The organism is Bradyrhizobium sp. Leaf396 (assembly GCF_001424605.1).
Taxonomy (GTDB): domain Bacteria; phylum Pseudomonadota; class Alphaproteobacteria; order Rhizobiales; family Xanthobacteraceae; genus Bradyrhizobium; species Bradyrhizobium japonicum_C.
Window position 1 is genome coordinate 66,585 of the sequence record NZ_LMQJ01000013.1, and the last position, 23,078, is coordinate 89,662.

Sequence of the window (23,078 nt, forward strand, 5' to 3'; positions counted from 1 at the left end):
CAAGCCGCAAGGCTCTGCCCTCGCGGCCTTGAACACCTTGAAAAGGATGACCAACATGACAAGTCCCGTGCCACTGTTTCCACGGCAGCCTGTACCGCCGCTCCACGTCGAGATTGCCTCCGCCGGCTCCTTTGACCTTGCAGGCGAGAAGCCGGCGCAGTTCACGCTTGTCGTGTTCTACCGCGGCTTGCATTGCCCAATTTGCAAGACCCAGCTGCGGGAACTGGAATCAAAGCTTGACGAGTTCGACAGGCGCCGGGTCGCCGTGGCGGCGATCTCATCCGACACGAAAGAACGGGCATTGCAGACCAGAGAAACCTGGGGATTGACGCGGCTGCGCATCGGGTACGGCCTCGACCTCGCTCTTGCGCGCCGCTGGGGATTGTTCATTTCGTCCGGGCGCGGAATGACGTCCACCGGTGTCGAAGAGCCCGCGCGCTTCTCTGAACCGGCGCTTTATTTGATACGGCCGGATGGCACGCTCTACTTCGGCAGTGTCCAGACCATGCCATTCGCGCGCCCGCATTTCTCCGATATTCTGGCGGCCATCGACTATGTCCTCAAGAACAACTACCCGGCCCGCGGTGAAGCCACGGACGTGTAGAGAAGCTGATTTCACGCCGACCCGGCAGGGCGGCCTCGTGAGATCGCGCCTCGGCGCGAGGCCCTCCTAGACGGAGAAGGCCATGAGAATTGCTTTCGCTTGGTTCTTGCCGACGGTGGCCCTCCAGTTGGCTGCGGGACCGATTCCTGCTGCTGCCCACACGATCACCGAGTTCGTTCTAGCTACTGCCGCCAGCCGTCCCTCCGCAATTACGAGAGGACCGGACGGTGCGCTGTGGTTCACCGAGGCGGCGGGCCGGATCGGGCGAATTACCACCGATGGCGAGCTCACCGAGTTTCCGATCAAGGGGGGCGGCGTCGTGAATGCCATTACAACGGGACCAGACGGCGCGCTGTGGTTCACTAACTTTACCTCGAAGAAGATCGGGCGCATTCCGGCGACGGCCACGGCTGAAAATCTGCTGGTCGTCGAATTCGCGGTCCCCGGGCCGGCTGGACCGCTTGGCATCACGAGCGGGAAAGACGGCGCCTTGTGGTTCACCGATGGAGCTGGCGGCAAGATCGGACGGATCACGACGACCGGCGAGGTCACCGAATTCGCCGTCATCCCGATGAAGGCTCGCGCGATCACGGCCGGACCAGACGGCGCACTGTGGTTCACGGATGCTCGTGACAAAATCGGGCGGATGACGACGGAAGGCACGGTCACCGAGTTCACGATCCCGACGGAGAACAGTGGCCCCGAAGGCATAACGAGGGGGCCAGATGGCGCGGTGTGGTTCACCGAATCCCTCAGCGGCAAGATCGGACGAATTACCACCGACGGCAAAATCACCGAATTCGCGCTTCCCGATCCCAATGCGCAGCCGTTCGGGATCACAACGGGACCGGACGGCGCCTTGTGGTTTACTGAGGCCAGTTGCGTTCGCAAGCGAGGTTCGCGCTGTGTGATCGGCAACAAGATCGGCCGGATCACGACGACCGGCCTGGTCAGCGAATTTGCGGTCCCCTCGGACGGTAGCGGACCCCACAGCATCACGGCTGGACCAGACGGCGCTCTATGGTTCACAGAGTACTACGGGAGCAGAGTCGGACGCCTGGTGCTTCCCTGATCGTCACAACGGCGTGCAATGTCGTGAACTCTCGCTGCGAGCCCGTTTGCGGTCTGCGGCGGGCTCAGCCACTAGAGCTGAGCTGTACTGCGCCTACCCGGCCGCGGGTCGTGCGCCGCAGCAATGCGCCTGCAAGAAAGCCGCACGTGCCAATAGCCCACATGCATTGAGACGAAGGTCCGGGCGTGTTTGCCTTGACCGAGAGCGAGATTCGCTGGAAAAATGCTCAGATGAGCGAACGTTTCGATCGACCCTAGTACGGCGATGATGAGACCGGGCCAAAACGCAAGACGAAAGCTCGTGGATCCTGCAGACGGAATCCCAGACAGCAGGATACGGGCGCCAGCCCCATCACCATGGTGCCGCTGATCGTAGTCGCCGCGATGATCGCGGATCCCACTCTGTCGTCAGCGTAAACAATCAGCAGCGGCAGATTCCCAACGATCGCGACAGCCATGATCGCGATACGGCCCCGCGTCAGGTTACAATGGCCGGATTTCAAAACCTTGGGTCGTAGTCCAGGCGGTCAGCTTCGCCACACTCGTGAACGTTGATCGATTATCGAACCGCCCAACATGCGAGGCAACTTGAGCTAGTCACTCCATCTTTTTGCTTGCGACTGTAGCTGCGCTACCGCAGCCAGCGACGCGAACCAGCAGATTCTCACCCTCGCTTGCGCAACAGGCGGCACATGCTGCCAGTCGCGAGGGCATCTTGAGGTAGCCACTAACTCTGCGGCTCTTCCTCCCGCTCCCGACCGCAGCGTTCTGCCACCAAAGGAAATGGCTGAGCGGGCGGAATAGTCGCACCCTTCCGGTGTTGATCCTTATGCTCCGACAACGACCTCGGCGGGATCGTCCAATGAATGCCTTCCGCCGCAACCTCGAACCTCTTATCCCGGCAGTCGGCCGCTACTCTCCAGCGCTGACTCGCACGGTGAGATCGCAAATGGTTTCGTTCTGGACAGCCTTGAGTTGGCGGCGCGCTCCGGACGACTGTTTGTCGGGGCCAATTCCCAGAGGTGCGCTGCCGACGTTCAACGGAATCGGGGACCACGATGATGACTGAGCGCAACATCCCTGTCACGGAAGACGAACTGCATGCCTATGTAGACAATGAACTATCTGCAAAACGCCGCGAGGCGGTGCGTGCATGGCTCGCTTCGCATCCCTGTGATGCCGAGCGTGTTTGCGCATGGCGTGCGTTAGGCGCCGAGTTGCATCGGCGCTATGGCGGCGTTGCAAGCGAGCCCGTGCCACATCGGCTCGCTCTGGACCATCTGGTGGAGCCTCGCCTGCACAGTCGTATCGGCCCGGTCGCGGCTGCACTGCTGGCGTTCATTATCGGCACCAGCGCAGGATGGGCAATTCATCAGGCGTGTGCGGTCGAGGTAAGCTCTATCGAGGGACTCCCGCTGTCGGCAATGAGAACGTGATGCGTCTGAGCGGTCGTCGCTCTGTGCGACGAGCAGCGAAGCGTGCACGTCAGCACCCCCGAGTTTCTCACGCACTCGGACCTTGCGATTCGCCAACTGCTTTCCGCCACGCCTTAGCCTAGACTGTGCGACGGCGGCGATATGAGACCTGATATGCTCAATACGCCGCTTAGCTCTCGTATTCGATCGCACCGGTGTGGCGGTCGACCTTCAGTCTTTGCACAAGCGAGTTGTCGAGGGTGACGATGTCAGCGGTGATGTTGGCGTCGTCGCTTTTGACGTCTCCGATTTTGAGGCGCTTGTTGTCGAGGCGATTGAGCTGCATGTCGAGGTAGCCGCGCACGTCATCGATCGACAAGTTCATGACGGGCGTGACGCGGGAGCCGAATAGTGCGCCCATACCAGATCTCGCTCCGCCTCCTCCCATCATGTCTCGGTCCATCATCATGCCACCGGCGCTCGAGCCCATCATGCCACCACCCATCATTCCGCCGCCCATGCGCTGATCCATCATACCGGAACCCATGTTGCCCATGCGGTCACGCATCATACTCATGCACTGTGCGTGGTCCGACGCCCCGTGCATCATGCCCCGTTCCATACTGCTCTCCATGCCCTGAGCGTGCACTGTGCCCGCTGCGGTCATGGCCAGCGTGAGCCCAGCCGCGGCTGCGAAAAGAATGCTGATCCTGCGCATTTGTTTGTCCTCCTGTCGGTTCCACTCGGAACCACTTGGCTTCAAGCCTCGGTTCAACTCCTAACCCAGTGATAGAGATCGGGCGATATCGCCACTTCCTTCAGAGCCTCGTATATATTCTCGCCGACGCGCGCTCGTCTGCGCAGCGGATGGGCTGGGCCACTCCACATGTCAGGCAGCTTTCTGGCTTCCCTCCTCGGGACCTCTCGCAACGGGAGCGCGGACCCTGTTGCCCCACTCGGTCCACGAACCGTCGTAGTTCTTCACGTCGTCGTAGCCCAGCAGGTACTTCAGCGCGAACCAAGTGTGGCTGGAGCGTTCGCCGATGCGGCAGTACGCGATCGTGGGCCTGCCCACACTTACTCCCTTTCCTTCATATAGTGCTGCGAGTTCGTCCGGCGACTTGAAGGTACCGTCATCGTTGCAAGCCATTCCCCACGGAATGCTTTTCGCACCCGGGATGTGCCCGCCGCGTTGACAGGTCTCGGGCAAACCGGGCGGTGATAGGATCTTGCCTGTGAACTCGTCAGTGCTTCGCACATCGACAAGCGTGTGACTATTGTTCTCGAAGGCCTGTTGAACCTCGGGCAGAAGCGCTCTGAGCGAGTTGTTGGGTTCTGTGGCACGATAGCTTGCCCTCGCAACTGTAGGCGCCTGCATCGTGATTTCGCGTCCTTCGGCCAACCATTTCTTGCGTCCGCCGTTCATCAGCCGCACGTCCTGATGGCCATAGATCTTCATCTGCCAGAGTGCCCACGCGGCAAACCAGTTATTGTTGTCACCGTAGAGGATCACCGATGTGTCGTTGCCGATACCGGAATCGGCCATGAGCGTCTCGAAGGCATCCTTTGGTATGATGTCGCGCTCCAACGTGTCACACAGTTGCGTCGTCCAATTCCAGGCTAAGGCGTCTTTTATGTGCCCTTGATCATAGGCTGCGGTGTCCACATCCACCTCGACCAGGCGGACGCCGGGATCGGTGCCGTGTTCCGCGACCCACGCAGTTTCGACGAGCATTTCCGGATGTGCATATTGAGCCATGAGTATTCTCCTGTTGTGCTTGCATTGGCATCACGGCGATAGCCGCGCCTCCACCGCAGGCCGCGCCATCACCTTGACGTGTCCCCCTGCCCCAAAAGCTATGCACCTGTCTGATCTCCTCGATATGTTGCTCAGCCAACTTTTCATCCGATTGTCGACAGCGCTGGAAAGGCCTCCAGCAGCCAGATGGAAAAGTTTGACAAATATCCAGTGATCATGGCGACGCCCATGACGATCATCACGCCGCCCGCAAACAGCTGAAGAATGTAACCAATTCGGCCGATTGACCTGAGCCGTGCCAAGAGGCCGTCGGTAAAGGCGGCTGCAAGCAAAAACGGCACTCCCAGCCCAAATGAATAAATGGCGAGGAAGGCGATGCCCTTGCCGATCGTGGCCGACGCAGCGCTGACCGTGAGGATCGTTCCAAGCATCGGACCGATGCACGGCGTCCAACCGAAGGCAAACGCTGCGCCCAGGACATAGGTGGCAAGCGGCCGCCCGCGAGGAAGGCTCACATCGATCCGGAGGTCTCGTTGCAGCCAAGAAGGGCGCACAAGTCCGACTGTGAATAGTCCAAACGCAATGACGATTGCGCCGCCAGCCAGGTTCAGCTCATAGCGATAGGAATTGAGCGCCTGGCCAAGAGCAGTAGCACTCGCGCCGAGAATGACGAAGACGGTCGCAAACCCCAGAACGAAAAAGGCACTGAGAGTAATAGCTTGAGCGCGCGCGACCAACGAGTTGGGTTTTGATTGTGAGACGGATTGACCCGCAATATAGGATACATAGCCGGGAACGAGCGGCAGTACGCATGGAGACAGGAACGAAACGAGTCCTGCGGCAAATGCGGCGGCGATTGCGTTGGCCGTTAATTCTGTCATAGCTGAACTCTTGCAAGATTCCGGCTATTGTCGATGATCTCGCACCTCGCGAATCCATGTCTGCAGCGTGTTGAGGTCCGTTGCGCCGCGAAGAATCTGAGTGCCAATTACAAATCCTGGCGTCCCGTTGATACGCAGCGCTTGGGCAAGTCCGAGATTTTTCTCAATGGAGGCCCGGATCTTCGGGTCATCCATGTCGGCCTTGAGACGGCCCAAGTCCAAGCCGACCGAGGCAGCCACGTCCAGGGTCTTGCCTTGATCAACCGTGCCGCGCACCTGATAGAGGGCACGGTGAAAGGCAACGTACTTGCCCTGCCTATCGGCCGCGAGTGCAGCCTTGGCTGCAAAGGTCGAGTTTGGCCCAAGAATGGGGAACTCCTTGTAGACGATCCTCAGCTGAGGATCGTTCTCCTCAGCCTTCGTGACCACTGGCGCCACTTGGCGGCAGTAGGGACAGTTGTAGTCGAAGAACTCGACAACGGTGACATCGCCATTGGGATTGCCGCCAACCGGACTGTCGGGATCGCGGAACACTTCATCCGCTCGAGCCTGCAGAACTTTCTGGGCCTCCGTCTGCTCCGCTGCCCGAGCCCGCGCTTCCAGTTGATTCACCGACTGCACTATGATCTCAGGGTGCGCCATGACATAGTCATGCACCCGCCGATCAAATTCGTCCTGCAGCATCTCCGCTCCGTTGCCGAAGAGAGACGATCTTAGCGATCGGAAGCCGGGATCGAATGCAAACCAGGCGCCGAAGACACCGAGGACGAGGAGCACCAGCAGCATCCGTCCGGTGGTGCGGGAGATTCGAGGTTTGCTATCCATGTCCATACCCCCGCGTCTCAAGGGTGACCATTTGAGCGGTCTTCCGGCGATGTGAATGAGGCGCGCGCGCTCACATCCGCCTTAACCTTCTGAAGGTATCCAATGATATCCCGCCGGGCGCTGGCATCCGGCACGCGAACAGGCATTCTAGCGCCGGCAATGAACTTGCGGGGATCGGCGAGCCAGCGATCGAGGTTGGCTGCGGACCATGTCAGCCCTGCGCCAGCAAGGGCGGGCGAGTACTTGTATCCGGTTGCCGCTCCGGCCTTTCGATCAAGAACGCCGCCGAGCATCGGACCTGCCTTGTTGCTGTCGATCGCATGACAGGCGGCACATCGCTCGCCGAAGAGTCGTTGCCCTCGAACCGGGTCGGGTTCGGCGGCGACGGCAAACCGGGAGAGGTCTTTGGCGCTATCGGGATTTACAGAGCGAAAGAACGTGTAGGAGAGCGTGATCGTGTCGATGTTGCGCGTCTCCGAGTCAGATGCCATGTCGGGATCGACAAAGAAGACGACGGGCATGTCGACCTTCTGGTGAGCATTGAGCCGCTCTTCGTCGAAGCAAAAGCATTGGATCTTGTTGAAGTAGATTCCGGTCGTCGGCGGCGTCACGTTGAAGGTTGCGTGTCCGACGATTGCCTGGTCGGTCAGATTCTCGGCCGTAAAGAATACCAGCTGTTGCTCTCCGAGATGGACCTTCACCTCCTGCTGAAGCGGCTCGAACCGCCAAGGCAGCCCCAGCGCAACATTGCTGTCGAACCGAACGGTAATCACGCGATTTGACACTTTTCCGGAATCCGTTTCCGCTCTCTGTGTTGTTCCGCCAAACCCGGTCGCCGCGCAGAACCAACGGTAAAATGTCGGCGAATAGGCAACAAGGACGAGCATGACGCTGATCGCCAAGAGGCACGGCACAACGATCCTCAGATGAGTGCGCTGCCGTGGATTGAGTGAAATTCGAAAGCGCTTGAGCATGGGATCAACTATTTGGCCATGTCGCCGTGGCGGTGCGTCATTCCGGGCGTATCTTCAGCTTGCATGGCGCCGACCTTGGCGATGGGGACGGTCACCTCTCGCGTGCCCGCCTTTTCGAAATTCAACGTCAACGGAAAGGTTTGCCCCTCCTTGAGCGGCTGCTTTAGTCCGACCACCATGATGTGCAGGCCTCCCGGACTGAAAGTGACCCTGGCTCGAGGCGCGACTTCAACCGTGCGCATCTCACGCATGCGGGACACGCCGTTTTCCTCGCTGGCGCTGTGAAATTGGATCTGGTCCGCGACCGGCGTCGTCGCGCTAAGCAGGTTATCGCCAGAGCCGCCATTGTTAATCAGGGTCAGATAGACAACGCCGCTTTTCGCCCCGGTGGGTGTCGCGCGCGCCCACGGACGCTCAACGACGATCGTGTTTTGACCTGACGTTTGCGCATACGCCTGGCCGCCAAACAATAATTGCAGCAGCAGGATCGGAATCAGACGGGTGTACTTCATTCGAATCTCCATCCTCGCACCGAGCCACTCATTTCCTTGCGCAGCCAGGCTGCGATCGCATCCCCGCCCTCGTTGCCCTCGATGACGTTGACGAATTTTCCCTGAGGATCCATCAGGTAGAGGTATGCGCTATGCGAGACGAGATAGTCATTGCCGCTGCGTTCTGTCTTATCCAGAGCAACGTACACGCGGTACTCCTTGGTCACGCTGTCGATCTGCGCCTGGGTTCCAGTCAGCCCAAGGATCCGTGGATCAAAAGACTGCAGATAGTCGGCCATGACGTCACGTGTGTCGCGCTGCGGATCCACCGTGATGAACAATGGTTGAAGCCGACTTGTATCCGTGCCGAATTTCTCAAGAGCGACGCTGACGTTAGCAAGCGCTGTCGGGCACAGGTCGGGGCAAAACGTGTAGCCAAAGAATATGAGGAGCCACTTTCCGCGGAAGCTTTGATCGGTGACGCTCTCGCCTTTGGTGGACACCAGCGTAAAGGGCCCGCCAATGGCGGGGGTTCCGGTTCTGACCGCCTTGCCAACGATCGCCTGCCCCGACGTGGGTGCCCTCGGCACGGGACTCGTGACGAGCAGAGCCCCAACGAGCGCGAGACCTCCAGTAGCCGCGAGTGCAAGAATTGAAATCAGTAGTGTGTATGTCGACTTCATCGTCAGCTCTCTAGAGCCGTTGACGTGGCGCTATGGCTCGTCAGACGGAAAAGGGTGGCCTTGGCTCTCTTCCAACTGAAATTGAGTTTGCTCCGGTGTCCAAAATGTCTTCAGATACGTGATCACCGCACGAATCTGCTCTGGCGACAGTTCGCTACCGAAGTCGGGCATAGTCAGTTTTTTGGTCTTATTGAATGGATCTCGCCAGCCCTTGCTCACCATCTCGTACAGCTCTGCATCGGAATGCCGCCATGTGTGCCCTTCCGCATTGTGCGGCGGCGCCGGGAGCTCTCCCTGCGCGTCACGCTTCTGCCAATTCGGTGCACCCTCGGCATTGGCGCCGTGGCACGACGCGCAATATTGCTGATAGAGCGCATGCCCGTCTGTCAGCTCTGTCCCGCGAGCACCCGCTTGGCTTGCCAACCCGAACATTACCGCCACCACAATTCTATGCATTCACCTGCGTCCATGTGCCGCCCTGATCTTCGCTCTTGTACAGACGTCCCTTCGCGTTGATGACGAACAGATCGCCGGAAGGTGTGACGACAATTCCGATAACGTCGGCGCTCGGCGACTTCAGTTCGTCCCAGTCCTCTCCGCCGTCACCACTGCGAAACAGTCCTTGCACGGTCGCTGCATAAACATGATCGGGCTGTTTCGGATCGTAACCAACGCTGTATGCTTGTCCGCCGAGCTTTCCTGCGTCCTGCCAGAGACAGAAACAATCCATGACGCGACGGACGCCGTTCGCGGTTGCCGCAAACAGCCAGCCCGTTTGCATGCTGCCCTCCATGTTGGAGTGGATCAGGTGCCGTAGACCCTGTTGCGACGCGCGCTCCATCAGGCGCCACGATTTCCCGGCGTCCTGACTGCGGTAAACGCCTTGATCCCTGAGGACGGCATACACTGTCTCTGCCTGCGTGGTATGCGCGGCAACTGCGATGACATCTCGACTGGGCAGGCCCTCGTTGCGTTCGATCCAGGTTGCGCCGTCATCGTCGGTCCGCAGCAGGCCCACTCCCGGTCCAGCAAGATAGAGAACGCCTTTCGCTACCGGAGAGGCCGCCAGACTCGAAATCCGGCCGCTCTCAGCCGGTGCAACCCTGACTTTCTGCCAGCTCCCGCCGCCGTCGGCGCTGCGATAAAGCGCTCGCCCGCCGGCCTTCCAAAGGGATTGGGCCGCAACATCATAGGCCAATGCTACAATGTTGCCATCATGTTGATCCGCCCAAACGCTCTGGGAAAGTCCGGTGAGGACCAGCAGCCCGATCAGCAGCGCCACCGCGCCTACGCTACGCAAGCCTGTCATTTCTTCTCCATTTGGTTCGATCTGGCGGGCGCAATCTTGGTTCGCCACTGCGCAATCTCCGTCATTCCTTATGATCGGGCTGCGACGGTTCGTTCCTCCGCCACTGCTCGTTGGGGCGACTGTTGCCCGTCATGCCATTGCAGTGATCCATCATTTGGCTCATCTGCTTCATCATACCCATCATGCCGCCCCCGTCGCTGTCTCCCATCATCCCACGACCCATCATCGAGCCGGATGAGCGGTGATTGTCGTCCGCATAGAGGGCAGGACCAGCGATGACGCCCCCAGCGAGAACGGACGCGAATGCGAGCGCTAGTGTGGATTTACGCATGGGAGTTGCTCCTCTCTCTCGACTGAACCTGTTTCACTTCTGCCGTTGGCTCCTCAATAGCCGTGCCACGGCAGCAGCTTGCCCCAGCAACCGACGCATTGTTCGTGGCGGAAGTCAGTGGGGAGGCTGATGTCGTCGCGTCCGCCTCATCGCGAGAGGCTGCCGACTGCTTTTGGCCGCGGCACATCATGCAGTAGCCGAGGCCGCACATGATGAGGCAAGGGAGCGTGCTCAAGATGATCGGCGCAAGACCGGCTGCGACCAGCCACCCCCAGCCGCCGAAGTAAAGGCCGAGACCAACGGCCACAACCGCCAGGGCGACGAGGGTCCAGCGATTTCGCAGATAGTGACGAGCCGCGTAAAGCGGATCGCGCGCGAGTGATGCGTCGGTCGCGGTGGTGGTGGAATGAGGTGCAGTCATCAGCGTTTCTCCATGTGATTTACTGTCGTTAGTGGTTTCACCTTCCGAAATGTCGATCTCACGTCTGGCACGTCGAGGTGGTTGGCTTCGCTTCCGCCTGGGACAGCGTCGCAGCGCCCCCAGAAGTCACGCACCTGATAAATGCAACCATCTGAGGTGCATCCCACTCGGCAGGCCCGATCAAACGGCCGATCTCGTGGCCTTCGCGGTCGATCAGCAGTGTCGTCGGAATACCAACCGTGCCGAGTTCTCGTGTGGCATTACCCGAAGTGTCTCGATAGAGGCCGAGCTTTTGGATTCCGACCTCGGCATAGAACTTGCGCACTACGTCCATGCCGCGATCTATGGACAGCGGCACCACTTCGAAATCGCGGGGTTCGAACAGGGCCTGCAATCGATCGAGCGCCGGCATTTCTTTGCGGCAGGGGATGCACCACGTCGCCCAAACGTTGAGGAGGACAACCTTGCCATGGAAATCAGCCAGGCTGCGTACCTTGCCTTGCGCGTCCTCGAACTGGATCGAAGCGATCGGCTTGGGGGCCGCATGCATGACAAACGTCTTGCCGTCCTGTGCCATCGCTACCGTTGTCCAGGCTGCAGCGACCAACGCTGCCGCGAGGCGGACTCGAACAAGTTGCAAGATCGTTTTCTTTGTGCGGATCATTGCTGTTGAAGCCTTCGGATAAGAGGGAGAAGTTTCTCCTCCAAGACGTGCGGCGTCACCGCGCCGATGTGCTTGTAGGCAATGTGGCCGTCCTTGGTAATGACGAACGTTTCGGGGACACCGTAGACGCCCCAATCGATGGCGACGCGCCCACTGATATCGGCACCGGTGTGCGTGTAAGGATCGCCCATGGTATTGAGCCATCTGGCTGCGTTGTCCGGCTGGTCCTTGCAGTTGAGACCATGGATGGGAACGATGCCATCGGCCTTCACTTGCATGAAGATCGGATGCTCTTCGCGGCACGCGACACACCACGATGCAAAGACGTTGACGAGCGAAACCTCACCCCGCAGATCCTCGCTCGATAGGCCGAGGGTACGCCCCTTGACTGGTGGCAAGCGGAATTGCGGGACGGGTTTTCCTATCAACACCGAAGGGATGGTGCCTGGATTGCGGGTCATGCCCCAGGCAAGCGCAACGACCAAAATCAAAAACACCCCGAGCGGAAGCCAAAAGACCAGCCGCCATCGTTGCAGTGGTCTGCTCCGCAGGTCAGAATTGGCTGTCGTCGTCAGTATCTCTTCGATGGCCATGGCTTCCTCGATCGTCAGAGCAGCCGACGCATCATTCTGATCTACTCAACCGAGAAGACCTTTGCGGGCGCGCTGTCTTTGGGAATTTCGTATACGGTGAAAGGTCCTCTCTTCGGGCCAGTCATGCCTGGTGTGCCCGTCGGCATGCCCGGAAGCGAAACGCCGATGATGTCGGGATGCTCGGAAAGCAGTTTATTGAGCGTCTTCACTGGAACGTGGCCTTCGACCGCATACTGGTCGATGACCATCACGTGACAGCCTTCGAGACGCTGCGGAACGCGCAATTGCTTTCTGATCGCCGAAAGATCCTGCTTTGCATCCACCGCGATGTCGAACCCGTTGCTATGCAGATACTTGGCGTATTCCAGACAGCAATCGCAGTTCGGATTCCGGTAGAGAGTGGCGCTGGGCCTGTTCGCGGCGAGCACCGGTCCAGTTACCGGTTGCTGATCCGTCGATGCGCCGCCGGGCGTTCTTGTTTGCCCCGTATAAATTCCTGCTGCCGCGCCGAGACCGGAAAGCGCCAGCAACGCTGTTATGATCATCATCGTTCTGCGGTTCATCCTGTAGTCTCCATGATTGAGTGAGTTCGAGTCGGTCTTGGCCTCAGCACTTTTCCTCGATCGATCGTCCAATCTCGGCCGGATCGGAGAACACCAGCGATCCTCGGTCGCCTTGCATGCCGGCTGGGAGCAACACCGGTTTTCCCTTCGGGCCGGTTGGTCCGGAGTCGACCTTGAGGCGCAGATTAAGCTCCCAGAACGGACGCTCCTTGCCGTCTGCCGTGCTCACGAAGAATGTGCCGTGGCAATGCCGAACCGCGGTAACCCGCGCTTCAGGACCGGCGTTCTCAAGCGGTTCGGGGGCCTGTCCACGCGCCTCTTCGGCCGGAATCAGTCCTTGTGCAACGACGGACTTCGCACCGTTCGGCGCCATCGCAAGCTTGAGGAAGGCGATCAGATCGTTCCGCTGCTTATCGTCCTGAATCCCACGAAACGTCATGTACGTGCCAGGAACGAACGCCTTCGGATCGGCAAGCCAGGCGTAGAGCGACGCTTCCTCCCAGACGAAATCCTGCCTCGTTTTGAGCGCGTTCGAATATCGCGCGAAATCTGCTACCGAAGCCGGTTTCTTGCCCCAGAGGCCAGCAAGACTTGGCCCCGTCAGATGCAGATTGGGCTCGAGGGAGTGGCAGGCCGCGCATGCGCCGTAGATCATCGCGCCCCGTTGCGGATTGCCGTCTGCATGCGCGCGTTCGAGCGCGGCCGAAGTAAGGACTGCGATGATGGTAAGGGCATATGGTGCCTTCATCGAATCTCTCCGCACCTAGGCCACGCGAATAACGGCCATCATTCCCCCCTCCTGGTGGTCGAGGATGTGGCAGTGAAACATCCAGTCGCCCGGGTTGTCGGCAACGAACGCGATGTCGGCTTGCTCCCGCGGCGGGATCAGGACGGTATCCAGCCACTCGCGGTAGCGCGTCGGCCTGCCGTTGCGGGCGATGACGCGGAACGAGTGACCGTGGAGGTGGACGGGATGATACCAAGCGGTGTCGTTGCGCACGGCGAGAACGTATGAGCGGCCGCGCGACAGCGTAAGCATCGGCGCCAGATTGTGGCCGGTCGCGGCGACGCCGTTGATCGACCATCCCATCCCGCCCATGCCGCCGCTCATGCCCATCATCATGCCGCGGCCACCCATCATCCCGCCTTGCAGGACCGCGCTGTGCCTTTCGGCATTGACGAGGTCCGGCTCCGGCATCGTGTTCGCGCGCATGCGAGCCGGCGGATCGAGCGGGCGCTCTCGCAGGCGCGGCTCTCCGCTGTAGACGAGGTCGACCAGCCTGTACGCGCGCCCTTCGTAGAAGGTATCGCGCACGAAGGCTTTACTGTCGGGCTCGCCGTTCATCTCCAGCACAATGTCCGCCCGCATGGCAGGTCCCAACACAATCTGACCTTTCGGAGGTTCGTGCGGCTCGATCGGCTGACCGTCGAGCGCAATGATCACCGGTCGATGTTTCCGAAACTCGAGTCCGAAAATCCGTGCGGGTGAGGCATTGATGAGCCGAAGGCGCAGTCGCTCGCCGGCGCGGACCTGAAATGTCTCGGGGACGCGGCCGTTGATGGTGACGGTGTTGCCGATCCGACCCGCCATCGTCGCTTCCATACGGTTGCCGAAGTCGTCGACGATTGACGCATCGCGGTTCAGTCGCCAGTCACCGAGGACCCAGACCACATCACGGTCGACCTCTACCGGTTCGGCTTCCTCAATGATCAACACGCCCGCAAGCCCTCGGCCGACCTGCTCTGCGCTATGGTGATGCGGGTGGTACCAATAGGTCCCCGCATCTGGACATTCGAATTCGTAGGCGAATGTTTCACCAGGCCCGATCGGCTTCTGGGTCAAGAATGGAACCCCATCCATGCCGTTGGGGACCCGCACTCCATGCCAATGGATCGTCGTCGCCTGGGGCAGCTGATTATCGAGAACGACGCGCAAGCGCTCGCCCTGCCGAATGCGAATCTCGGGGCCCGGAACGCTGGCGTTGTAAGACCAAACATCGGTGTCATTGTAAGGAGCGCCAACGAGCTGCAGTCGTTTCGGCCTGGCCGCAAGCGCGAGTTCCCGACCGGGCATGGCAGCGCCTCGGCTGCCGCCCGAAAATGCGACGGCGGCAAGAGCCGAGCTGCCAACAAGAAACGTCCGGCGGTCAATTTTCAGGTCACGAAGGAAGGACATCTGTCGCCATCCTGTGCATTGGAGCGTGACTGCGTGCAGCTCTTGAGGAGCGGCATGCATCTCCGGTGCGAGCACGCACACGATGTGTCATTGCACCGCACGCATGCTCGTGGGCTACGTCGCTCGCTGGCGACGCGCCTCAGCTCAGGATGGTAGGTCTAGGAGGATAAGGATCGGGAGGAATGGTCCGCCCCACCCTATGGGACACGGCGATAGATCCCTGCACCGTTTCGGGCGACCGATCAGCAGCCACGGTTCCGGGCAAAACGGCCACTATGCCACTGCAACTGATCGAACACGTGGCAGCCGGCATCCCCGCCTTGCTGCCCTCGCAGTCGCCGCATTTGCCGGAGGAATGCATATCGCTCGACATCACGACCGCCGCTTTGCCCTGGTCAGGCGAAGCGAACATACGGCCGGTGCCCGGTCCCAGCGTGAGGGCCAAGGTCAACAGGATCGCAGCAATTCGACGGCCCATGTCGAGCATGGATAGATAGATAACAGCTCGCTTGGCGAATTGCCAGTCTCGCATCGTGCCTCTCAGAGCCTGATGGTCAATTCGGGTTGAGGCACCTCGATCCGAGGGGGAACCTTGGTTCAGCCAATCCGGATTTGGGTATCTGACAGAATTCGTAGGGAGGCAGATAGAGATTCTTGGGCGCCGGTCCACGGCGGACTCGCCCGGCGGCATCGTACTGCGAGCCGTGGCAGGGGCAGAACCAACCATCGTAATCGCCCTGATTGGGCAGCGGGATGCAGCCGAGATGGGTGCAAATGCCGATGACAACGACCTAGGCATCATGCCCCGGCTTCACGCGCTCCGTATCCGGCGCAGGATCGATCAGGTTATGCCAGTCGACGCGACGAGCCCCGTCTATGTCTTTCTGGCCGCGATGAAAGATGAAGATCGGCTTGCTGCGCCAGAACACCTTGATGATCTGGCCCTCCGCGATGGGCGACAGGTCAACCTCGATCGGTGCGCCGGCCGCGACCGTCGAGGCGTCCGGGTTCATTTGCGAGATCAGCGGAACCAGCGTGACAGCCGCGCCGACGCTTCCTGCCGCCGCTGTCGCGACGTAGAGAAAATCGCGTCGAGAGGGCTCGGCTGGCGAAATCGCGCTCATGTGTCAGTCTCTCATCCACGCGCCTTTATAAGTGTAATGCCGTTGCAGCATTGGGCCCGTGCGGCAACTTGTCGTTCCAGCGCTGGAATCGCCTCGCAAAGATTCGACCGGCCGTCTGTCGATCACTACGATGAGCGCGATGGAACCAGCATCATGCTCAGGCAAAGCCGGGCTGTTGGGACCGGTTAGTTGCGAGCAAATCGATGCCGGTCGTCATTCAAGATCGGACGAGTCTCCTGCTGCGGCGCCCGCCACGAACGCATCCGTATGCCGGCGTCGGTGATGGCGCTCCAGGCCGATATTATGATTTCAAGCTGCAACCCGATCTGATTGCAACCGTTCTCGAGGACTTCGCTCCCCACTCTGGCGAGGCAGGGGTGCAAAGGTTTTTGCCTTGCTGCGCCACGTCAACAGGCCAAACGCCCTGTTTGAGACCACGGATTGTGGACTGACGCAAACGCTCTACCGGTCGAAAAACAGCGCATTTCCGGTTAAGTCGGGCTGGGTGGGAGGGCGGCTGATGTTGATGTACCGAAGATTGGATCAGAATTGTCAGCCGAAAGCGGTCGCACGGCTGATTCAGCAGCTGCGCGCAGGCCTCAGGCGCGCCGGTCGCCGCGATACGCACATCGGATTCATCATTGGTCCTTTCCCGACACTTTTCTGCGCCACGGGACAAGGAGGCTTTCAGATCGACATCGAATTCGCGATGTGGGGCGATTCGTTCGAAGAAGGTTGCATCGTTTTTCCGATGTCGTCGGCATCCTGGAGCAAGCAATTAACGAATGTGAAAAGGCGATCACTCCACCCAAAATTGATTTCGCCGATCAACGGCGATGTTGGAAGGGATCAGACTCGCTTGTTGGGCAACGGTGAAGCAGTGCGGGCCGCTTCTCGGTGCCAACGGCAGCCATCGACACGTGGAAGTCGCAACGGCTGGCTCGGTTTTCTCCGCATACATGTCGGCCATTGTCCACCGAACAGTCGGCTTTCGTGCCGCATCAGTTCATTGCAAACGCCGCGCGGCATCTTAGCCGGCGGTGAACATTGACTTGAGCGCAACACCTCTCGGTACGAACATTGGCACGCTTTGGCGATACTGCCGGTATGCATTGCCGAGCCGTTCAACGAGCTGTTCTTCTTCCCGGTGCGCCAAACGTACATAAACGGCGAGGATGGCCGGCGAGAGCAGCAGCGTCACAATGGTTGGCCAGTGAATGAGCTGCCCAAGGATGACCAGGAAGATGCCCGTGTACTGCGGATGCCGCATCAGCCCGTAAACGCCATCGGTGACAAGGCGACCAGCGGCGAAGTAGATCTTCACCCATCCCTTCACAATCAAAAGCGCGCCCACCAGCATCACACTGACGCCAAGCGCCATTTCCACCAGTGCGCCAACGCTCCCGTAGCCGAGTAGCGTTGCCCAGAGATGCCCGCTAACGTGGGCCAGCGGAATGTCCAAACCGAAAAAACCCGTAAGCAGGTAGATTGTCAGAGGAAAGCCGTACATTTCGCCGTAGAGTGCAATAATGAAGGCCTGCAGCAGACCTGCACCCACCCATTCGCGTCGATCGGCCGGGGCAACGAAATGGTAGAGAGCCCACGACACCAACAAGATCATGAGCACTGCATACGGCCAGTATTGCACAAAGTCGCGATATTGACTCATAACCTCGTCGCTCACAGTTGCCGGACTCCGTCTTCCCGGCGCGCCGCACATCCCGGTCTGTCATGTGCTTCCTAGCTGGTCGTTCGCCAACACCTCGCCCGCAACATAAAGAACAACCAAGCATTCAATCTTTTGCCTGTGCGGCATATCGCCGTTCCCGCGCGGGAAGGTTGATTTCGAATCAAACAGTTGAGGATGGCATCGCTGCGAGCGCGGCTGCAAAGCAATGACCTGCAGTGCATGGCCGCCATTTCTTGTCGACCTCCTATGGTCTCTTCCCTGGGCGTCTGATGGTTGCACTGTGCGAAGATAGAAGGCGGTCTCGTGCCGATGCCGTGACTGGTGCCGAAGTTCCTGACCCAAGATCATCAAGAATCGGACAGTCAGGCCTGTCATCGCCGCGGCATTTCTCCGCCAGGTGCTGCAACGCCTGCTTGATGGTCTCGAGCTCGACAATCTTGCGGTCGAGATCGTCGATGTGGAGCAGCGCGAGGCGCTTTACCTCGCGGCTCGGTCGATTGCGATCGCGATAGAGAGCAAGCAGCTGCTCGATCTCGCTAAGGGAAAAACCCAGGCCTCGCGCCCGGTTGATGAAGCGCAGGACCTCGACTTCCTTGTCGCTGTATGCGCGGTACTTGTTCTCTCCCCGAGCCGCCGGGCCGACCAAGCCGACGCTCTCATAATAGCGGATGGTCTTTGGCGGCACCCCGGAACGCTGGGCGGCCTGCCCGATCGTCATCGGCTCCATCTCACGATCCTCCAATTTGCGGGGCTGGTGCGAGCGATTGATCCGAGCGCATTGCATGTCGACCGGTCGCAGCCGGTCGCCAGCGTCTTAGCAACAAGGCATCTGTGACCACGCTAACCGACGAGAGCGCCATCGCCGCGCCGGCAACGACCGGGCTCAGGAGCCCGAAGGCAGCAAGCGGCAGGCCGATGACATTGTAGATGAACGCCCAAAACAGGCCTTGCCGGATTTTGTTATAGGTGGCGCGGCTTACCGCGATGGCATCACCGATCAGCAGCGGATCGCCGCGCATCAGCGTGATGCCCGCGGTCTCCATCGCGACATCGGCGCCGGTGCCCATTGCGATCCCGACATCGGCGGCGGCGAGCGCCGGCGCATCGTTGACGCCGTCGCCGGCCATGCCGACGCGCTTGCCTTGCGCTTGCTGGCGCTGCACTTCGGCGGCCTTTTCTGACGGCAGCACGCCGGCGAGCACGCGGTCGATCCCAAGCTGAGCGGCTACCGCCGCAGCCGTCCGTTCGTTGTCGCCGGTCAGCAGCAGGGTGTCGACGCCGATTTCGCGCAGATGGCGCACCGCCTCGCGCGCGGTCGGCTTCACGGGGTCGGCAACGGCGATGATTCCGCGCAGCCGCACTGCCGGCGCAAGCTCGGCAACCCACATCACGGTGCGACCGCGCTCCTCGAGCTCGACAGCCCGCGTTGCGAGCGGCTCAAGGCTCACATGGTGATTGGCCATGAGCCGGCGATTGCCGATGACAATCACCCGACCATCAACGTTGGCCGTCAGCCCCAGGCCGGCGTGGCTCTGGAAATCGATCAGCTTCGGCAGCTCGCGATCTTTTGCCTTCGTCAGCACCGCCTTGGCCAGCGGGTGCTCGCTGCCGGTCTGCGCGGCGGCGGCGAGCCCGAGCAACTGGTCCTCGTCTCCGTCGCAGGCGACCATCTCGGTCACGGCAGGCCTGCCTTCGGTCACCGTTCCCGTCTTGTCGAGAATAATGGTTTCGAGCCTGTACGCTCGTTCGAGCGCCTCGGCATCCCGAATCAGGATGCCAGCTCTGGCGGCTGCGCCAGTGCCGACCATCAGCGCCGTCGGAGTGGCAAGGCCAAGCGAGCATGGACAGGCGATCACCATGACCGATACCGCCGCGACGACCCCAGCGGTCACGTCGCCGGCTATCAGCCACCAGCCGAGGAAGGACGTAAGCGCGACGGCAAGCACGATCGGAACGAACACCGCGGAGACGCGGTCGACCAGACGTTGGATTGGCGGCTTCTTCGCCTGGGCATGCTCGACCAGGGCGATGATACGCGACAGCATCGATTGTTCACCGACGGCCTTCGTCTCCGCCCGCAACAACCCGCTGCCGTTGATCGAGCCGCCGGTGATCTTGTCGTCAGTCTGCTTCGCCACCGGCAGGCTTTCTCCAGCCAACAAGCTCTCGTCGACTTCGCTCCGCCCGGACAGCACAACCGCATCGACCGGGATGCGTTCGCCGGGACGCACGATGATGACGTCGCCGACTGCCACGTCCGCAACCGGCATTTCGATGTCGCCGCCCTCGCGTTCGATGCGCGCCCGCTCGGGCCGCAGCGACATCAGCGCCTGGATGGCGGCGGTTGTGGAGCGCTTGGCGCGCGCTTCCAGCCAGCGTCCCACCATGATCAGGGCGATAACCGCCGCTGCGGCTTCGAAGTAGAGGTGTGTGCCGGCAGGCCCGGCGAGCATCAGGTAAAGGCTGTCGAAGTAGGCGGCCGACGTGCCGAGCGAGACCAGCAGATCCATGTTGCCGGTGCGGGCGCGCAACGCCTTCCAAGCGCCCACATAGAAGCGCCAGCCGATAACGAACTGAACTGGCGTTGCGAGCAGAAGTTGCAGCCAGCCCGGCAGCATGATCCCGAGCATCGGCAGCAGCAACGGCGCGCTCAACACAACTGCGGCGACGATCCGCCGCGTCTCGCGCCGCAGCCGCCACTCGTGGGCGGCAACGATCGCCCGGTCGCGTCCTCGGTTGCCTGTCAGAAGCTCGGCGTCGTATCCGGCCTGCCGGACCGCGGCGACCAGATCGGAGGGCCGCGACAGCCCGGCGATCCCCTCGACCGACGCTTTCTCGCTCGCCAGGTTGACCTCGGCCCGGGTGATTCCGGATACGCGCTTTAGCGCCGCTTCGACTCGGCCGGCGCAGGTGGCGCAGGTCATCCCGGAAATGGCGAGTTCGCGCGTCTCGCGGGGAACTCGTAGCCCGCCTGCTCGACCGCTTGGGCAAGGGCAACCGGCGTCAATTGCCTGCGATCGAACTCAATGTCGGCACGCTCGGTCGAAATATTGACGGTGGCCTGCACACCCGGGAGCGCCGAAAGGGCCTTTTCGACGCGCCCCACGCAGGTTGCACAGCTCATTCCCTCGATCGGAAGAGTGACGTGCGTGCGATCAGCAGCAGCCGCTTCAGCGATGCTCATTGGTTTGCCCATTCGTTGCGCTCGCCTCTGTGACCGAGGCGCACAAACCCGACGACAATTTGGCAGGGCCGGCAGAATGGTCATATCGGCCGGAGCTCACCTCACGGGCTCAAACGCTAGGCTCAACGGAACGACCCGGCAGATTGCTTGTTCATCGCCCAACCCGTCACGCGATTGTGACTGCTCCGAGCAAGCCCCGGCACTGCTTGGCGGGGTTTTCGGAGAGCGCTCGCTTTGATCCACCTGATCAGGGCGACGGATTGGAGGCTGAGCACACCACTACGCATCGGCTCCAAAGGAGATTGGCATGCCGCCCCTGGACACGGTGATGATCACGGGAAGCAGCGGCTTCATCGGGTCAGCCCTCGTAAACAAGCTTGCGGGGCGTTTCAGACTCGTCGGATTCGACAAGATCGCAAGTCGAACACCACCGCCTGCTGCCGAGTGTGTCTGCATCGATCTGACGAATAAGGATGCAATTGAGGCCGCATTCGAGCGCGTGCGCATCGCCTACGGCGATCGAATCTGCTCCGTGATCCATCTGGCCGCGTACTACGACCTCTCCGGCGAGCACAGTCCGTTATATGAGCAGATCACCGTACGGGGCACTGAACGACTTCTGGAGCAGCTCAAGAATTTTCAGGTCGAACAGTTCGTCTTTTCGAGCACGATGCTCGTGCACGCGCCGACCGATCCTGGCCAGCGGATCAGCGAGGAATCCCCGATCGATCCGCGCTGGCCATATCCGCAGTCGAAGGTCGAAACCGAGGCTCTCATCCGAGAGCAGCACGGCAACATTCCTGTTGTCCTGCTGCGGCTCGCTGGGGTCTACGACGACCGCTGCCACTCGGCGTTCCTGTCGCAACAGATTGCGCGCATCTACGAGCGGCAATGGCTCAGCCACCTGTTTCCAGGTGACATCCGCCGTGGTCAAGCTTCCGTCCATTTGGATGACGTCACGGACGCGCTTGCTGCATTGATCGCCAAGCGAGGCGAACTGCCAAAGGAATCGACCCTGCTGGTCGGCGAGCCAGAGACGCTGAGCTACGACGAAGTGCAGCGCCTCGTTGGGCGCCTCCTCCGCTGGCGTCACCCTGATGTCGGCGCCCCCCTCCCATTGGGACGAAATGATGATGGGTAACGGCTGGCTCGAATGCCTCGTATCCATTCCGATCATCGCGGTCGTGCCCTTCGCGATTGTAATGTGGGCGGTTCGAATGGCCGCGCCGACCAATCTGACGAGGACCGGCGCTTTGGCCGGTCTGGTGGCGGGTAGCATCAGTGCCGTCGCGTACGCGCTGCACTGCACCGACGACAGTTTTCCCTTTGTTGCCCTCTGGTACGGGCGAACAATCATACTCTGCACCCTGGCCGGCGGCGCGCTTGGACCTCGGATATTGCGTTGGTAGGCAATGCTTCGGAAGCGATCAAAACGGTGTGAGTGTGTAACCGCGAGGCGATCTGCGACGAAATAACTGGCACATACGAAAGCAGATCGGTGACGTGTCATGCGTACTGCCGAGCTTATTGAACTGCTTAGTGCTCGCTTGCAGCCGGTTGACAGGCGCCAATTGACGCGCAGCGTTGCTCTTTCGGTGGGCTTCGGTTTTGCTGCAGCGATCATCGCGACAGCCCTGCTGTATGGCTTCCGCACCGATCTTGATCGCACAAGATCGGTTCTTTTCTTGCTGTTTAAACTCGCCTTCGCGTCAACGGTCGTGCTGGTCGGATTGGCTTGGCTGTTGCGGTTAGCCCGCCCCGGTGCTGAGCACGGATCGAAATACCTCGCGCTCGCGACCTTGCCTTTTGCCACTCTCTGCACGCTCGCAGTTATCAATCTCCTTCTCGTTCCCCCGGCCGATTGGGAAGCAATGCTGATGGGGCACGAGTGGCGGAAGTGCCTTTTCTCCATCCCAATCCTCGCGACGGCGCCATTCGCGGCGCTTGTCTGGGCTCTGCGCAGAGGAGCTCCTACCGATTTGAAGCGGTCCGGCGCTGTGGCGGGCCTGGTTGCCGGGGGGATGGGTGCTACCGCGTATGCGCTTCATGGCACCGGCGACCAGTTTCCTTACATTGCGCTTTGGTACAGTGGAACGCTGGCGCTATGCGCCCTCGCCGGCGCAGTCCTCGGGCCGAAGATGCTGCGATGGTAAACTGCTTCCTGTCTCGGTTTGGTTGTTCGCTTCGGCAGCCTGCGTAGTCCTCACGAGTCCTTTGCGGCAAGTCCAGTCCGCTCACGCCCGGCTTCTAAGCGGTCACCATCGCAGTCTGTCTTGGAGCGCCGATCACTGCTTCCCTGCTGGAAAACAGGCACGGCGAC

The 23,078-nt window shown here is 60.6% G+C and carries 26 protein-coding genes and 2 pseudogenes; 7 read left to right on the top strand and 21 right to left on the bottom strand.

Annotated features, from left to right (window positions below; translation table 11 throughout):
• The first annotated feature begins 46 nt into the window (after window positions 1-46).
• From ASG57_RS15375 to ASG57_RS37820, 3 genes are all read left to right on the top strand, one after another.
• Complete coding sequence (locus tag ASG57_RS15375; protein ID WP_349510057.1) at window positions 47-604, top strand: peroxiredoxin-like family protein; 558 nt, start codon at window positions 47-49, stop codon at window positions 602-604.
• A gap of 115 nt (window positions 605-719) precedes the next feature.
• Window positions 720-1,676: a Vgb family protein gene (locus tag ASG57_RS15380; protein ID WP_502690793.1), complete on the top strand. Its 957-nt coding sequence runs from the start codon at window positions 720-722 to the stop codon at window positions 1,674-1,676.
• A gap of 1,057 nt (window positions 1,677-2,733) precedes the next feature.
• On the top strand, window positions 2,734-3,111 hold the full coding sequence (locus ASG57_RS37820; RefSeq protein WP_156402702.1) for an anti-sigma factor family protein: 378 nt from the start codon (window positions 2,734-2,736) through the stop codon (window positions 3,109-3,111).
• A gap of 169 nt (window positions 3,112-3,280) precedes the next feature.
• Here ASG57_RS37820 and ASG57_RS15395 read toward each other — a convergent pair whose 3' ends face one another.
• The 17 genes and pseudogenes from ASG57_RS15395 to petA form a co-directional block, all read right to left on the bottom strand.
• The gene (locus tag ASG57_RS15395) at window positions 3,281-3,808 is read right to left on the bottom strand and encodes a hypothetical protein (protein ID WP_057196732.1); all 528 of its coding nucleotides are present in this window, start codon (window positions 3,806-3,808) and stop codon (window positions 3,281-3,283) included.
• A 171-nt stretch (window positions 3,809-3,979) separates the two neighbouring features.
• Complete coding sequence (locus ASG57_RS15400) at window positions 3,980-4,849, bottom strand: sulfurtransferase (protein ID WP_057196733.1); 870 nt, start codon at window positions 4,847-4,849, stop codon at window positions 3,980-3,982.
• A 143-nt stretch (window positions 4,850-4,992) separates the two neighbouring features.
• The gene (locus tag ASG57_RS15405; RefSeq protein ID WP_057196734.1) at window positions 4,993-5,730 is read right to left on the bottom strand and encodes a cytochrome c biogenesis CcdA family protein; all 738 of its coding nucleotides are present in this window, start codon (window positions 5,728-5,730) and stop codon (window positions 4,993-4,995) included.
• 24 nt (window positions 5,731-5,754) lie between these two features.
• Window positions 5,755-6,555, bottom strand: a complete 801-nt coding sequence (locus ASG57_RS15410) for a DsbA family protein (RefSeq protein WP_230646665.1) — start codon at window positions 6,553-6,555, stop codon at window positions 5,755-5,757.
• 17 nt (window positions 6,556-6,572) lie between these two features.
• Complete coding sequence (locus tag ASG57_RS15415; RefSeq protein WP_057196736.1) at window positions 6,573-7,529, bottom strand: cytochrome c oxidase assembly protein; 957 nt, start codon at window positions 7,527-7,529, stop codon at window positions 6,573-6,575.
• Window positions 7,530-7,537: 8 nt separating this feature from the next.
• Window positions 7,538-8,041, bottom strand: a complete 504-nt coding sequence (locus ASG57_RS15420) for a copper chaperone PCu(A)C (RefSeq protein ID WP_057196737.1) — start codon at window positions 8,039-8,041, stop codon at window positions 7,538-7,540.
• On the bottom strand, window positions 8,038-8,703 hold the full coding sequence (locus ASG57_RS15425) for an SCO family protein (RefSeq protein ID WP_057196738.1): 666 nt from the start codon (window positions 8,701-8,703) through the stop codon (window positions 8,038-8,040). Before ASG57_RS15425 ends, ASG57_RS15420 begins: the two co-directional genes overlap by 4 nt.
• Before the next feature lie 30 nt (window positions 8,704-8,733).
• On the bottom strand, window positions 8,734-9,135 hold the full coding sequence (locus ASG57_RS15430; RefSeq protein WP_200948562.1) for a c-type cytochrome: 402 nt from the start codon (window positions 9,133-9,135) through the stop codon (window positions 8,734-8,736).
• 16 nt (window positions 9,136-9,151) lie between these two features.
• Window positions 9,152-10,060, bottom strand: coding sequence for a WD40/YVTN/BNR-like repeat-containing protein (locus ASG57_RS15435; protein WP_156402703.1), 909 nt, complete (start codon window positions 10,058-10,060; stop codon window positions 9,152-9,154).
• A 13-nt stretch (window positions 10,061-10,073) separates the two neighbouring features.
• A complete protein-coding gene (locus ASG57_RS37825) occupies window positions 10,074-10,343 on the bottom strand; it encodes a hypothetical protein (RefSeq protein ID WP_061026833.1) in 270 nt (89 codons plus the stop codon).
• Complete coding sequence (locus ASG57_RS15440) at window positions 10,336-10,764, bottom strand: DUF3329 domain-containing protein (protein ID WP_057196741.1); 429 nt, start codon at window positions 10,762-10,764, stop codon at window positions 10,336-10,338. Before ASG57_RS15440 ends, ASG57_RS37825 begins: the two co-directional genes overlap by 8 nt.
• A gap of 58 nt (window positions 10,765-10,822) precedes the next feature.
• Window positions 10,823-11,428 carry a TlpA family protein disulfide reductase gene (locus ASG57_RS15445; protein WP_063817287.1) on the bottom strand — a complete coding sequence of 202 codons (606 nt, stop codon included), beginning with the start codon at window positions 11,426-11,428 and terminating at the stop codon, window positions 10,823-10,825.
• Window positions 11,425-12,021, bottom strand: a complete 597-nt coding sequence (locus tag ASG57_RS15450; protein ID WP_057196742.1) for a DsbE family thiol:disulfide interchange protein — start codon at window positions 12,019-12,021, stop codon at window positions 11,425-11,427. Before ASG57_RS15450 ends, ASG57_RS15445 begins: the two co-directional genes overlap by 4 nt.
• Window positions 12,022-12,062: 41 nt before the next feature.
• Complete coding sequence (locus ASG57_RS15455) at window positions 12,063-12,584, bottom strand: DUF411 domain-containing protein (protein WP_082528970.1); 522 nt, start codon at window positions 12,582-12,584, stop codon at window positions 12,063-12,065.
• 43 nt (window positions 12,585-12,627) lie between these two features.
• On the bottom strand, window positions 12,628-13,332 hold the full coding sequence (locus tag ASG57_RS15460; RefSeq protein WP_057196744.1) for a c-type cytochrome: 705 nt from the start codon (window positions 13,330-13,332) through the stop codon (window positions 12,628-12,630).
• 15 nt (window positions 13,333-13,347) lie between these two features.
• Entirely contained in the window at window positions 13,348-14,760 is a 1,413-nt protein-coding gene (locus tag ASG57_RS15465; protein WP_057196745.1) for a multicopper oxidase family protein, read from the bottom strand.
• Window positions 14,761-15,357: 597 nt separating this feature from the next.
• A pseudogene (gene petA, locus ASG57_RS15475) lies at window positions 15,358-15,884 on the bottom strand (ubiquinol-cytochrome c reductase iron-sulfur subunit).
• Between the two features lie 394 nt (window positions 15,885-16,278).
• Between petA and ASG57_RS37830 the strand changes: the two are divergent.
• The gene (locus tag ASG57_RS37830; RefSeq protein ID WP_156402704.1) at window positions 16,279-16,935 is read left to right on the top strand and encodes a hypothetical protein; all 657 of its coding nucleotides are present in this window, start codon (window positions 16,279-16,281) and stop codon (window positions 16,933-16,935) included.
• On the opposite strand, the gene ASG57_RS15480 is transcribed toward ASG57_RS37830, so the two are convergent.
• The 4 genes from ASG57_RS15480 to ASG57_RS39155 form a co-directional block, all read right to left on the bottom strand.
• Entirely contained in the window at window positions 16,915-17,568 is a 654-nt protein-coding gene (locus ASG57_RS15480; RefSeq protein ID WP_230646666.1) for a methyltransferase family protein, read from the bottom strand. The two genes, ASG57_RS37830 and ASG57_RS15480, sit on opposite strands and share 21 nt — an antisense overlap.
• Before the next feature lie 250 nt (window positions 17,569-17,818).
• The gene (gene cueR / locus ASG57_RS15485; RefSeq protein WP_082528977.1) at window positions 17,819-18,292 is read right to left on the bottom strand and encodes a Cu(I)-responsive transcriptional regulator; all 474 of its coding nucleotides are present in this window, start codon (window positions 18,290-18,292) and stop codon (window positions 17,819-17,821) included.
• Between the two features lie 10 nt (window positions 18,293-18,302).
• On the bottom strand, window positions 18,303-20,498 hold the full coding sequence (locus tag ASG57_RS15490; protein WP_230646667.1) for a heavy metal translocating P-type ATPase: 2,196 nt from the start codon (window positions 20,496-20,498) through the stop codon (window positions 18,303-18,305).
• Window positions 20,495-20,758, bottom strand: coding sequence for a heavy-metal-associated domain-containing protein (locus ASG57_RS39155; protein WP_057196747.1), 264 nt, complete (start codon window positions 20,756-20,758; stop codon window positions 20,495-20,497). The genes ASG57_RS15490 and ASG57_RS39155 overlap by 4 nt, the downstream gene beginning before the upstream one ends.
• Before the next feature lie 328 nt (window positions 20,759-21,086).
• Between ASG57_RS39155 and ASG57_RS15500 the strand changes: the two genes are divergently transcribed.
• From ASG57_RS15500 to ASG57_RS15510, 3 genes and pseudogenes are all read left to right on the top strand, one after another.
• Entirely contained in the window at window positions 21,087-21,899 is an 813-nt protein-coding gene (locus ASG57_RS15500) for an NAD-dependent epimerase/dehydratase family protein (protein ID WP_230646673.1), read from the top strand.
• Window positions 21,853-22,167, top strand: a pseudogene (locus ASG57_RS15505) (DUF1109 domain-containing protein); the annotation flags it as partial. The gene ASG57_RS15500 and the pseudogene ASG57_RS15505, both read left to right, overlap by 47 nt.
• A gap of 99 nt (window positions 22,168-22,266) precedes the next feature.
• A complete protein-coding gene (locus tag ASG57_RS15510) occupies window positions 22,267-22,911 on the top strand; it encodes an NrsF family protein (protein WP_057196749.1) in 645 nt (214 codons plus the stop codon).
• Window positions 22,912-23,078 lie beyond the last annotated feature (167 nt).